We start from the raw sequence: 13,340 nt of genomic DNA on the forward strand, positions 1-13,340 counted from the left end.
ATTTTCAGTTGAAGAGCTTTCCTTGTTTATATGGGTTTCGAAGATCCTTTTCAAAAAAGGTTATTTCATCTTCATTAAACTTTTGAAAATCAGGAACACTTGGATGGCCCTGGTAAGGAGCATAGTGATGGGTATCATTGGCATTTCTCCAAACAAGGATCCAGGCAATGTCTATTTCGTCATCATGCTCCTTTATTGGATTAAGAATGGTATCTGTAAACCAGTCTGGCTTAGACACTCCTTCTAATCCCGTTTCAGTAAGAGCGGCTACTTTGCCTTTCTCCTCAGCAATAGCTGTGATAAGTTTCAGGCTCTCTGTGAAATATTTCCGTTGCTGTGCTTCGCTATGCGGGTCTCCGCCACGGCCTACATCTCTGTAATTATCCAAACCAATAATATCTACATATTCATCTCCAGGATAGCCATAAAAGTAGTTCTGACGCGTCAGGGTATCCATTTTCAGTCGCGATCGGTCGGGTGAAAAAGCATATAGCAGGTGATGGATATCCTTTTCATTTTTCAGGTAATCAGCAGTGAACTGAAAAAGTCGTATGTATTCATCCTCAGTACAGTTTCCCCTTCCCCACCAAAACCAGTCACCATTATGTTCATGCCAGGGTCTGAAAATGATGGGAATTTTAGAAAACCAGGACTTCTGATCATTCAACAGCTCAGCCAAAAGATCCAATTGCTGCAAGAACTCCTGATGCTTGGACCCTCCTGGTAAAATATCAGCAACCGAAGGGGTCTTATCCCAGCTATTACTACCTGAGGTGAGGTTATCCAGGTGCCAGGAGATGGTGTTGATAGCGCCCATTTTATAGGCTTTTTTGATCCATAGGGTCATATTATCAAAACGCACCTGATCAATATTACTATCTCTATCAAGCCTCCTGCCCACATCCCATCCATGGACTGCAGGAAAGCTTCCTGCTGCCTCTTTCACATCCGACCTGCCCTTTTCAGCCTTCCACCCTACTCCATATGCCTGGTCATCCTGGTGACCAAACATAAAGCCCCGCTTTGCTATCTCATGCAGGTTGACTAACAAATGACGCGTCTTTTGGGTAGCTTCTTTGTCAACAGGAACCTGGGCAAAGGCCAGTGAAGATGCCAAAGCTAAAATTGCGGATAAAAACTTGCGTCTCATCTTATGTTGGTGTAGAACCGTACTGAAATATTTTTAAATAAAAATCACTAAATCGAAAAAAAGAGCCAGCAGGAACCGGCTCTTCAAAACTTAATCAACTAAATAAATGAAGTGTGAAACATTTGCAAGATCAAACGATCACTTAATGATATAAATTAAGTCAAAGACTGTAAAGGCCTGTGAACATTTGATGACTGTATTGGAACGATTTAGTCCTGTCGTGAACGTCAGCACGAAATCCGGGGACTCGTAACCTTCTCGCAGCCTGCGGTACGAAATCCCCAGGTGGGGAAATCCTCTCGTAGCCTGCGGCATGAAATCCGAGATTCGGAAGGCCTTCGTGATGGCGTCCCTTCCGTGGCTCCGGGCCGGAATATCACAAGGTCTGTGAACGCCGTCTGACCGATGGTACTGAGGGAATCACTACTTTATCTCAGAGTCCCTTGCAGGAGACTCTGAGGGGAATAATAGTAACCTTCTCGCAGCCTGCGGCACGAAATCCCCAGGTGGGGAAATCCTCTCGCAGCGTGCAGCATGAAATCTGAGATTTGGAAGGCCTTCGTGATGGCGTCCCTTCCGTGGCTCACAGGCCGTAATATCACAAGATCTGTGAGACCACCAGACCTTGGAGTGAAGTGGCCTTCGTAGCTAATCAGCAATAGGACTAAACAAGTCATGCCTTATATAACCTTCTGAAGTCATGGCATGACTCAAAAAGTTGGAGAAGGAGAAGGAGAAGGCTTTGACCCTTAACCACGGATCAATGGACAACTTAATTAAACCAACCGCAAATAAAGCTCGATCATAGCCCGGCCATTGTGATAGGGTCCTTTCCACGGACCAGCTTTATCCTCCTCTGCGGATACCATTCCATCCCGGGAAACTTTCCAGTACCACTCACCATCCGGGTCCACCAGCTTTTCTTTTGTAAACGTCCATACTTTCTCCAGGTCCTTTAGATACTTGCTATCCTCTGTTATCTGAAAAGCATTTATAAGGCCAACCAGTGCTTCGGCCTGAGGCCACCAGTGTTTATCCGTATCAGTGAATCCATCCTGATCTCCTTCATTCATCAATCCACCATCCTTATCCAACCCCTCAAGAGCCGCTGCCACCATCTTCAACGAAACCGCCCTGATGTCTTTCAAAAGCCTCCCCTCATTTGCTACTTCTGCTGCTTCACATAACAGCCAGCTGCCTTCAATATCATGGCCGTAAGAAAACTCATGAGACAGCAGATTCCAGTTGTCTTCAAAAAATAGCTTAAAGTGACCGTTTTGGTATAAAAAGGTCGTACTCAAAAGCTTTATCAAATTGATCAGTTGGCTTCTCAGCGTTGAGTCTGGCCAAACACGGTATAGATTTGTATAGGCCTCCAGAACATGCAGGTGCGTGTTCATGGTTTTGGTGGCATTCATATCTTTGTCGCTAAGCCGGACATCAGACATCTTACCCCACGATCTGTCAAAAGCCTCGAAATAGCCATTTCGCCTGGTATCAAAACTATGGAGTTCGACCAGTTCAAAAAGTCTTTTGGCATGATCTAAAGCCCGCCTGTAAGGGTTGATCTTATGATATTCGGCAAGAGCATAGATGGCAAATGCCTGAGCATAAACCTGCTTTTTGTCATTGACCACTCCACCACTGCAGTCCAGCATCCAAAAAACACCCCCGGACTCCGGGTCTATAAAGCGCTGAACCAGGTATTCATAAGCCCTGTCAGCCATGAGCTTGTACTTTGGATTACCTGTCAACCCAAAGGCAGCCGAAAAGGTCCATAGAAGACGTGTATTCAGAATCACACCCTTATCAGCCTCCTTTTGGAGGTTACCATGGCCGTCCATGCGACCATAAAATCCTCCATTGTCGGGATCGATCATCCGCTTATGCCAAAAGTTGAGAATGTTTTCATTCAGAACTTTTAAGGCCTCATTTCTGGTGATCATTTTTTGGGGTGATTTCTGTTTCTTAAATTTTACCGGCTTTTTCGAGGAGTGCTTTGGTTGCCTTTATACCTTCTGCTTCCGACAACTGATTCCCCTCATACTCTATTCCTATATGACCTGTAAAGCCTGATTCTTTCACAATGGAGAGCATCTTATTGTAATCGGTACGGACCTCATTGCCATTTTCATCAAACTCATGGGATTTGGCGCTGACTCCTTTGGCAAACGGCATCAGCTCCTTTACTCCCTGATAGCGGTCATACTCATTCACACAGCCATCGGGACCATTTTCTACACAGAAGTTACCAAAATCAGGAAGTGTACCGCAAAACTTGCTACCCACCTGCGAGATTACATCAGAGAGCCATTTTCCATCAGAAGAATAACCACCGTGATTCTCTACAATGACATTGATCCCATTTTCGCTTCCATATGCCGTAAGCCTGCCCAGACCATCTACTGCCGCAGCTTTTACTTCCTCAGCGGTACCACTACCCGCAGCATTTACCCTGATGGAATGGCAACCTAAAGTTTTAGCTATATCCACCCAGGCGTAATGATTTTCAACAGCCTTTACCCGGGCTGCTTCATCCAGGTCCCCCAGGTTTCCCTCTCCATCACACATGATCAACAAACTCTTCACTCCCTCGCCATCACATCGGCTTTTCATATCCTGCCAGTATTTCATATCATTTTTCTTACTGAAGTAAAACTGGTTTACATACTCTACGGCATCTACTCCAAACTGCTGGCGGGCGATCACCGGAAAATTCTCTGCTTTCAAATCTCCCTGCAAAATGGAATCAGGATCTTTTTGCCTCATTGCATTGAATTCCTCCCAGGGTAACTCTCGGCTCTTCCCAAAAAAAGAACGATTAAGAGACCACTGAGCAAGGGAAATACTAAAAAACAATCCCGCTTCCGCTACGGCTTCAGTTTGTTCCTCAGCTTTTTTATTACCACTTGAGCACGCTGATATCAGACTGCTACTTCCTAGTACGGCTAATCCGGTACCGGCCATTCCTAAAGTTTTTATGGCTTTTCTTCTGTTAGGGTTCATGGTGATTTTGGGTTTAAGTGAAAAGATAATTGATCTATGCTCAGCTTATCGGCTGAGGAATTGGTAAAACGGAGCCTTAAATTATGAATTCCTTCCGATTCTATTGCAATTTTCTTTGAGTTAGAACCAGAGTCAAGCTTAGCAGAGGCTATTGAGTTGGACTTATCAGAAATAACCTCAACAATTACAGGCTCTTTCCCTTCCAGGAAATACGAAATTTCTATCGAAGAGACACCCGTTAAATCTATGTCATTAAAAGCCAACCGGGCATCAGCCTCTGTCTGCTCCAAAACTCTTCTGTCACCGTCTTCTATTGCCCCTCTTACTTCAAATCCCTTCCATTGATCAGCCAGCTCTGCCTGAAGTACAGGTGGTCTCAGGGTTTTTTCTACTCGTGCAGTAAGTGAAGGAGCATCCCCACCTCGATCCTGATACAATGCTTCTAATCGGATCTTCTGTTCGGAACCTGCTTTCGTGTTTATCCTACCCGAAACGGGAATGGCCCGGCTCTCATTATCCTGAGGGTCATTTACTGTAAAAATGTATTTCACAATTTCCTGGGCTGCTTCCATACTTATATCCGGATGAGCGATCATCATACCATCCCCCCAGACACCACTTCCACCTTCCCTGATCTTTTTGGATAACAGTTCTATAGCAATGTAATCCTTATCATACTTCTCTGCGATCTCATAAAAGCTTGGACCGATTGATTTTTCATTAAGCTTATGGCAGCTTTTGCAATCGGATTTTTGGATCAACTGAAGACCTGGAGGCAAACCTTCACTTTTCATATCATCCAGTAACGCCAGGCTTGCAGGTGCACGGTTGTCACTCCCCTCATAACGTGAGAGCTGGACGGTCACATCATCCGGGTTGATCCCTTTTCCAATCGACCCGTCTTCCGCATCTTCTACCCCTACCTGATAGTTTACCGTTTTTCCAGGCTCATAAAATGTTTGATTCCCTGCGAATCGAATAGAGATCTTTGGCGCTGAATTGCCTGCTACAAGCTCTATTTCATTTTCTGAAAAGGCTCCTTTATCATCAGAAACTCTCAACCTTGCCGTATAAGTGCCTGCCTGATTGAGCTCAATGGAAGCAACAGGCCCAATCAGCTCAAAAGTCTCAGGACCGGAAATTGCCCATCGAAAAGTGAGTTGATCATCCTGATCAGGATCAGAGGATTGCTCTCCGGATAAAGTAATTTTCAGAGGCAGTTGTCCATGGTAATCCGATGCATCTACTATTGCTTGCGGCGGACGATTCCCATTCACATATTCCACTCGGATCAGCTTCGAATCACGGTTGTTGGTAAAATAACCAATACCATACTCCAGCACATACAAAGCTCCATCCGGCCCAAAAGTCATATCGATCGGTGAAGCCAGCACCGAATTGTCCAGGAAAGGCTCTATGGATTGAAAATTTCCCTTCTTATCCTGGGTTACCACTTTCACCCAATCCCTGGCCCAGTCAAAAGCAAAAAGCTTCCCATCAAAATACTTTGGAAACTGGTAGCCATGCTTCCTGGTATCCCGATAGTTATAGACTTCCCCAACTCCCACAGACCTGGAACCTTTCCCAACACCCGGAAATTGTTCTGTTTCAGAAAAGCTGTAGTAAACCATAGCCGGAACTGCCGGAGGAAGCTCTTCCCGACCTGTATTATTCACCGATGTGTTTACCGGGTTTTCAGGGTCAAAACGCTCTCCGATTTCACCCGTTTCAAAATCGTAATCGGCATAGGCCAGGTTATTTGCATTGAAGTAAGGCCAGCCGTAATTTCCCGGTTTTTTCGCGAAATTGATTTCATCATGCGCAGTGGGTCCGCGCTCAGAAGTTACATTGCCGTCCGGCCCCACGTCTCCCCAATACAACCAATCATTATCCGGGTGGATAGCAATCGTAAAAGGATTTCGGGCACCCATTACATATATCTCCGGTAAGCCTTCTGAACCATCTTTTGGAAAGAGATTGCCATCAGGAATGGTGTATGTGCCGTCTTTTTCAGGATGTATTCTGAGTATTTTACCTCTCAGATCATTTGTATTAGATGAAGACTTTTGCGAATCAAAAGCCGATCTGCCCGGTCGCTCATCCAGTGGTGTAAAGCCATCAGATGCACGGGAGAATGTATTGTCTCCGGTAGAAATATACAGATTACCATGCCGGTCAAACTCCAGGTCCCCAGCCGAATGACAACATTCTTCACGCTGAGTGGGTATTTCCAGAATCACTTTTTCAGAATCTTTATCCAATCCTTCCGGAGAAAGACAGAACCTGGAAATGTGCTGCTTCGGGATCTCACCCGGTGGAGAATAAAAGAGGTACACCCACTGATTCTCCTGGAAGTCAGGGTCCAAAGCGATCCCCAGCAAACCGTCCTCCTCTCCTGTGTAGACCTCCAGCGAATCGATTTCCTTAGCTTCTCCGGTTGCCGGATTGTAGGTATTGATGGTGCCTTTCCGTTCAATCCAGTAAACGAAGGATTTCTCAGTAACCACCAGAGCCATGGGTTCCCGTAAGGGAGCAACTAAAACTTCCCGAACCAGCCGGTCATCTGAAGGGCGAATTTCTGTCCGGACATGCTTATAGTTGGGCCGTGAAGCTGGTAAATCAGGATCTTCTTCACAAAGAATTCTGGCTTTTCCTGATTGAAAATATGGGGTTAGCTGACCCCAATTATACACCGTATCCCGACAGGTGAAAGAAACCCTGCCCCCGGCTTCCAGGTAGCGCTCTACGAAACTCCGCTCCCTGAAATCCAATGATGTGACAGGTGACTGGATGAGCAAATGTCCAGCGGATTTCAAAATAGGCTCCTCCAGTTTATTGACATAATGAATGGAGTCATAGCCCTGATTTGATATGGTCTCGTTGTTGTTTACCCGTACAACCAGAACTGACGGAGACAGACCGCATCCGGCCATTCCTATAGAAACTACTACAACCAGAAAAATATTTATCCGGCAATACGAGGCTAACTCTTTAATCATTTACAAAGTCGAATTTTAAAATCAATAATCAATGTCGTTTATTTAAGCAAATTTCCTAACTCCTCTCCCTTCACCCTCTCCAAGAGAGGGATAAAAGGAGCTTAACTAAACAACATTGCATTAATATTGGTGAAATGCATCCGATATGAAGCTCAAAACAACCGGCAGAGATGCCCGCCAGTACGTCCAGCTGTGAGCGCCATCTCTCACGCGATACTCATGCCGAACCTCTTTCTTGGTCATGGCAATATGCATGAGGCTGTTGCCTTCATACAGAAAATCATCATCACCGCAATCAATAAACCAGCGAACGGAGTTTGCTTCTTCTTTGGTCTTTTGTCCCAGTAATTCTATGGCATTGTGGTTTTTGTAATACTTCTCAATCACTTCACTTTCAAGGTTTTTCTCTTCATCGGAAAGCCGACCTTTGAGCTGGTCTAATGATAGCGGCCCCACATAGGCGCTAAGCGGACAAGCCGACGAAAACAGCTCGGGATGACGCAGTGCATACATAAAAGTGCCCCCACCACCCATGGAAAGTCCTGCAACAGCCCGATACCTTTTCTCACCCTTTATCCGGTATTTTTTCTCCACATAGGGCATCAGCTCCTCAAAAAAGAAGTCTTCGTATCGCCACTTCCCATCTATGCTATTGAAGTAGCCTCTTCTACCAGTATCTGCATCGGGCATGATGATGATCATGGGTGTGGCAGCACCATTTTTTATGGCTTCATCGGCAATTCTTCTTACCTCCCCAAACTGCACCCATCCGGTTTGGTCATCCCCTGCCCCGTGAAGCAGGTACAAAACCGGGTAGCTTCTCTCTGAGCTTTCATAATCAGGTGGAAGGTAAACTGCATATTTTCGTTCACTCTTCAGGATTTTACTCTCCATGGTGAGATTGTCATAAACTTTGCCGTATTGAGCAAAAGCGCTGAACACAAAAAGGAAAGTTACTACAACAAACAGGCTTTTTTTCATTGAGGTTTTCAGGTTTGGTTTCTTCTAATTAAAACTAATCACTATCCAATACCATTAAGTTAAGCAGATTTCTCAAGTCCTCACCCTTAATCCCTCTCCGAAGAGGGATAATTGGAGCTTAACTTAATTATATTGAATCATTATCTGACTCTTCCACATCCAAATCGGATTTTACGTTTTGCATGTAGGATTCATCAAGCTTATACATACGAATAAACGCAAAAGATACAAGCGCTCCTAATCCTGCAAAAACACTCACGATAAGCCGGATACCTAAAATTGCCTGATCAGTCTGTGGTACGTAAGTTTGGCCTTCGGTGGCTTCCTGATAACCAAAAGCTGCAAGCAACCAACCGGTAATAGCTCCACCAATAGTCCACCCAAATTTTTGGGACATAGAAGAGGAAGAAAACACCAGTCCGGTGGCTCTTCGGCCACTTTTCCACTCCGAATAGTCGGCAATATCAGCATACATCGACCAGCCAAGGGGGAGGATAATTCCTGCAAACACACCCATGAATACATTCAGTATAAAGATCCAAAGCAGACCGTCAGATGGAATGAGATAAAATAAAAAACTTAGAACTGCTGAAACAAGAGCAGCTCCACTAAAGGTTGTCTTTTTTCCAAAACGTGAAGCGACAGGCTTCGCTAAAATAACCCCTATCAGGTTTGTCGCCAACCACATTGACAGATAGGTGGAAGACAAAACGGAATCCGTAACCTCATAGGTTTCGCCAAAAAACTGAATCTCCTGCGTTTTAATGAAATACTTGAAATAGTAAAGCAAAGAGCCTTCTCTCAGCGTAGTGAAGATCAGGATAAAGATGTTGGCCCCAAGCATAATGAACCAGGGAGCGTTTTTCCCCAGATCTTTAAGGTCTTCTTTCAGGTTATTTGCCTTAATAGGTGGAGCCAGCCTTTCTCGAGTCCAGAGAAAAGTCAGGATAAAAAGCAAAGCCGCTAAAATGGCGTAGATGGAAATGGTATACTGGAAGCCTGTTGCCTGGTCAGTTTGTTCACTAAAAAATTCAACCAGGTAATTGGCGCTGGCAGTCACCGCCAACCCACCGGAAAAAGCCCCGATGAATCTCCAGGAAGCTAATGAAGTTCGTTCATCACTGCTCCGTGACATTACAGCCATCAGTGAACCATAGGGAACATTTACCGCCGTATACGCCATCATCATCAATGTGTAAGTAACATACGCATAGATGAGCTTACCCTCCACAGAAAGGTCAGGTGTAGTAAAAGTCAAAATACCCGTGATTGCGAACGGAACTGCTCCGAACAGCAAAAATGGTCGGAATTTCCCCCAGCGAGTGCTTGTCCGGTCTGAGAGTATCCCCATGATCGGGTCATTCAGAGCATCCCACACCCTCACCAGCAAAAACATGGTTCCTACTGCCGCAGCAGAAATCCCAAAAACGTCTGTGTAAAAGAAGATGAGAAAAATGGAAAAAAGCTTCCAGAACATGGACGAAGCAAAATCGCCAAATCCATAAGCTATCTTTTCTCTGATTTTTATTGCCTGATCTGCCATTAGCTGTTTATTTTAAGTCCTTTTGCTTTGAGAAAGGCCAGATTTTTATCAATCAATTTATTCCTGGTTTGTACACTCAGATGAGACTTCAAGCCATCTTCCGGGGTGTTTTTACAGTAGTCTGTCAGTTTATCCACAGTGGATGTAGCTACGTGCATCCGCGTATCTGAAGAAGCATAGTAGATGAACACATCTCCATTTTCCTTTGCAATCCATCCATTTGTAAATAAGACGTTTGATACATCACCTACTCGCTCCTCTCCCTGTGGTCCCATGAAATGACCTGCTGGTCTATAAATAACCTTTGCCGGATCATCCAATGAAGTCATGAACATGTAAAGCGTGTAACGTAAACCAGCCGCAGTATTTCGCACCCCGTGGGCCAGATGAAGCCAACCTTCCTTCGTTTTGATCGGCGCAGGACCTTGCCCATTCTTCACTTCTTTGATGGTATGATAGACCTTTGGATCAATGATCTGCTCGTTGGAGACTTTAGCGTTCTCCATGCTGTCTACCAAAGCCCAACCGATACCGCCACCTTTCCCAGCATCGATAAAGCCATCCTGAGGACGGGTATAAAGGGCATATTTCCCATCTACAAACTCAGGGTGCAGCACTACATTCCTTTGCTGACTTCCTCCTGAGTCCAGGTCAGGAAGTCGCTCCCACTTTACCAGATCCTTTGTCCTGGCGATACCACATTTGGCCTCTGCTGCGGATTGGTCCGTTTCAGGGGCACTTTTATCTCTTCGCTCAGTGCAAAAAAGTCCATAGATCCAGCCGTCTTCATGTTTCGTCAACCGCATATCGTAAACATTGGTATCCGGATCCTTGGTCTGCGGTAAAGTGATCGGATGGTCCCAAAAACGGAAATTATCCACTCCATTATCACTTTCAGATACCGCAAAAAAAGACTTGCGGTCATACCCTTCTACCCGTACTACCAGGCAAAACTTCCCCTTGAATTCAATAGCTCCGGCATTGAAAGCAGCATTGATACCCTGCCGCTCCATCAGGTGAGGATTGGTCTCCGGGTTCAGGTCGTACCGCCAAAAGACCGGCGTATGCTTGTCGGTTAAAACTGGATTTTTATATCGCTGATAAACCCCGTTTGACTCTCCGGCAGGTTCATTTTTTATACTTAGGAATTGCTCGTATTGAGCGATCAGTTGTTTGATCTGTTCTAATGAATTACTCATAAATTAAAAATCACGGATTTTTGATCACCCTAAAAATCAAGTGATAATTTGAGGTATTTTTATCACTCTTGTAAATTCATAATCATTTTACACCCTTTTTTTGATGAATTGATACTACTAAGGGCGTTTGTTAACAACTTTCAGCAAGTAAATCATCTCATCCATCCCCTCCATTCTCTATTGAGGTAGCGTTATCTGGCCATTGGAAGGTTGATCTTTCAGGAATTCGGAAGGCTTGGTTATTCTGGCTTGAATGAATCTCGGCCCGGCTAAAGCCCGACCTAAGGTCGACTAATACAAGATCCAAAAGAGTTTAGTTGATTCAAAGATGAATAAAGGACAAAGTAGGTTGGAGAGGTTGATCAGAAAGAATTCTCGTCTACAAAAACTAGAGGCCGTTCAAAATATTTTTGAGACGGCCTCTTTTTGTTTATTCAATTACAGCTTATAACTATTATCATTCACAGGCTTCATATTCAGAAACGACTACTCCATCCACAAAGAATGTCTGTGTACTTGCTCCTATATCAAAGAGTAGTCTATGATCACCTGAAGCAGTTTCCTGTGCTGTTGTTACAAAGGAGAAATACGTCCAGTCTTCAGGAATATCAAGGTCAGGTGAATAAAAGAAATCTGCTCCTGCACCATCCCACTGTGACATGGATATCCTAAACACTCCATCAGGTCCGGCAGCTTTCGCCCAGAAGCTAATCTTGTAGTCACTTCCTACCGTAAGAGCCACTGCATCTGAAGCGATCTGCACATCCCATGGATTTCCTCCAGCACCTGTTGCCGTCATAGAAGTAGATCCTTCATAGGCATCATCGGTCGTTGCTTCTGCTGCGCCATTTAGCACTTCCCATTCACTCATACCGTCCTCGAATCCACCGTTTGCATAGAGACTAACTGGCGCTTGATACTCTTTCACACTTACACCGTCTACAAAGAAGGTTTGGGTAGTAGCCCCCATATCAAAGAGTAGTCTATGATCACCTGAAGCAGTTTCCTGTGCTGTTGTTACAAAGGAGAAATACGTCCAGTTTTCAGGAATATCAAGGTCAGGTGAATAAAAGAAATCTGCCCCTGCACCATCCCACTGTGACATGGATACCCTAAAGATACCATCTGGTCCTGCGGCTTTGGCCCAGAAACCGATTTCATAATCAGTACCTACTTCTAGAACCATAGGGGTGGAAGCTATCTGGACATCCCATGGATTTCCACCGGTACCAGTAGATGTCATAGAAGTGGTTCCGCAATAGGCTTCGTCCGTGGAAACGTCATGAGTTCCATTTAATGATTCCCAACCCGTCAAACCTTCTTCGAAGCTTGGGTTCATCAACTCCTCCGGAGCGCCAATAATAACATCGCCTATCGCTCCTTGTACCAATGCAATATGATCGATTAAAAACGGAACATCATATGCTCCCATATCCAAGACAACTTTGTGTTCAGGTAAATCATTGGTTACCTCAAAGGTCCATGTGTATTGCTTCCACTCGGTATCAAATTCCTGGTCAGCGCCATAAAAATAATCTGCACCATTGCCATCATACTGGGAGACTGATACACGCATAGCAGCACCTTCCGCCTCTCCCTTTGCCCACAAGACTAAAGTGTAGGTCTCTCCGAAATTAAGGGGTGTCGGTGTACTGGCTAATTGTGTGTCCCACGGATTACCACCAGCAGGCACAATCCTCATAGAACGCCCTTCACCATAAGCACTTGAACCGGTTACCTGTGTCATATTATCACCATTGTTCAGTTTTTCCCATCCGGTAAACTCATCTCCTTCACCTTCCTCCAGTTGAGAATTAACAAGAAAATTTTCCTTTGCATAGAAAGCAGTTGTAGGTGTGGTAGACCCGTAGTCTGTTGTGATCTCCAGATCTACTGAACCACCGGTATTTATACCACTAGGCACTGTCACGACCAATTCCGTGTTGCTGGCTGAAACAATCGGAGCCTCAACGCCATCTATGGTTACCTCAGTATTGAAATCCAACTGTAATCCGGTAATTGTAACATTATCACCGACCGGAACGAAAGCAGTGAATGAATGGATTTGAGGGGTTGGCTTAGCCTGAACGTTGAGCATTACAGTTCCTCTGCCATTACCTTCCCAAACTACCAGCATTTCGTTTTCTCCGACCGGGACGGATGAAGGCACAATAAATGTAACACTCGTCTCTGTCTGTTCGGTAAAGTTAGATTTAGTTACTCCTTCATCTCCAATAAATATTCTTGATACCTGGTTCATTTGTGTACCAGTGATTGTGAGCGGATCTTCATGGAAAGGTTCTGTTGAACTCACACTCTGTATCCTGTCACTCACATCCGTCACCGAATAGGTAATACCTTCATCGATTTCACAACCGACAATCACCACCGACATGATCGCCGGAAGCAATAGCATCGTCATTAGTATTTTTATATTTTTCATCATAGTCTTATCATTAAAA

At 44.7% G+C, this 13,340-nt stretch carries 8 protein-coding genes; all 8 read right to left on the minus strand.

Annotated elements, in window-relative coordinates; genetic code table 11:
• Positions 1–4: 4 nt before the first annotated feature.
• The gene (locus tag AC3E9V_RS16310) at positions 5–1,150 is read right to left on the minus strand and encodes a glycoside hydrolase family 26 protein (RefSeq protein ID WP_488749203.1); all 1,146 of its coding nucleotides are present in this window, start codon (positions 1,148–1,150) and stop codon (positions 5–7) included.
• 776 nt (positions 1,151–1,926) lie between these two features.
• The gene (locus AC3E9V_RS16315) at positions 1,927–3,096 is read right to left on the minus strand and encodes an AGE family epimerase/isomerase (RefSeq protein ID WP_488749204.1); all 1,170 of its coding nucleotides are present in this window, start codon (positions 3,094–3,096) and stop codon (positions 1,927–1,929) included.
• A gap of 22 nt (positions 3,097–3,118) precedes the next feature.
• The gene (locus tag AC3E9V_RS16320; RefSeq protein ID WP_488749205.1) at positions 3,119–4,156 is read right to left on the minus strand and encodes a sugar phosphate isomerase/epimerase family protein; all 1,038 of its coding nucleotides are present in this window, start codon (positions 4,154–4,156) and stop codon (positions 3,119–3,121) included.
• On the minus strand, positions 4,153–7,155 hold the full coding sequence (locus AC3E9V_RS16325) for a PQQ-dependent sugar dehydrogenase (protein ID WP_488749206.1): 3,003 nt from the start codon (positions 7,153–7,155) through the stop codon (positions 4,153–4,155). Before AC3E9V_RS16325 ends, AC3E9V_RS16320 begins: the two co-directional genes overlap by 4 nt.
• A 120-nt stretch (positions 7,156–7,275) precedes the next feature.
• On the minus strand, positions 7,276–8,136 hold the full coding sequence (locus AC3E9V_RS16330) for an alpha/beta hydrolase (RefSeq protein WP_488749207.1): 861 nt from the start codon (positions 8,134–8,136) through the stop codon (positions 7,276–7,278).
• Between the two features lie 127 nt (positions 8,137–8,263).
• On the minus strand, positions 8,264–9,679 hold the full coding sequence (locus tag AC3E9V_RS16335) for an MFS transporter (protein ID WP_488749208.1): 1,416 nt from the start codon (positions 9,677–9,679) through the stop codon (positions 8,264–8,266).
• The gene (locus tag AC3E9V_RS16340; protein ID WP_488749209.1) at positions 9,679–10,878 is read right to left on the minus strand and encodes a glycoside hydrolase family 130 protein; all 1,200 of its coding nucleotides are present in this window, start codon (positions 10,876–10,878) and stop codon (positions 9,679–9,681) included. Before AC3E9V_RS16340 ends, AC3E9V_RS16335 begins: the two co-directional genes overlap by 1 nt.
• A gap of 457 nt (positions 10,879–11,335) precedes the next feature.
• A complete protein-coding gene (locus AC3E9V_RS16345; protein ID WP_488749210.1) occupies positions 11,336–13,324 on the minus strand; it encodes a carbohydrate binding domain-containing protein in 1,989 nt (662 codons plus the stop codon).
• Positions 13,325–13,340: the final 16 nt, after the last annotated feature.

Source organism: Marinoscillum sp. HNIBRBA16962, assembly GCF_057801515.1.

Coding starts and splice junctions, on each gene's coding strand:
- AC3E9V_RS16310 (WP_488749203.1), bottom strand. CDS start 1,150: ATGAGACGCAAGTTTTTATCCGCAATTTTAGCTTTGGCATCTTCACTG.
- AC3E9V_RS16315 (WP_488749204.1), bottom strand. CDS start 3,096: ATGATCACCAGAAATGAGGCCTTAAAAGTTCTGAATGAAAACATTCTC.
- AC3E9V_RS16320 (WP_488749205.1), bottom strand. CDS start 4,156: ATGAACCCTAACAGAAGAAAAGCCATAAAAACTTTAGGAATGGCCGGT.
- AC3E9V_RS16325 (WP_488749206.1), bottom strand. CDS start 7,155: ATGATTAAAGAGTTAGCCTCGTATTGCCGGATAAATATTTTTCTGGTT.
- AC3E9V_RS16330 (WP_488749207.1), bottom strand. CDS start 8,136: ATGAAAAAAAGCCTGTTTGTTGTAGTAACTTTCCTTTTTGTGTTCAGC.
- AC3E9V_RS16335 (WP_488749208.1), bottom strand. CDS start 9,679: ATGGCAGATCAGGCAATAAAAATCAGAGAAAAGATAGCTTATGGATTT.
- AC3E9V_RS16340 (WP_488749209.1), bottom strand. CDS start 10,878: ATGAGTAATTCATTAGAACAGATCAAACAACTGATCGCTCAATACGAG.
- AC3E9V_RS16345 (WP_488749210.1), bottom strand. CDS start 13,324: ATGATGAAAAATATAAAAATACTAATGACGATGCTATTGCTTCCGGCG.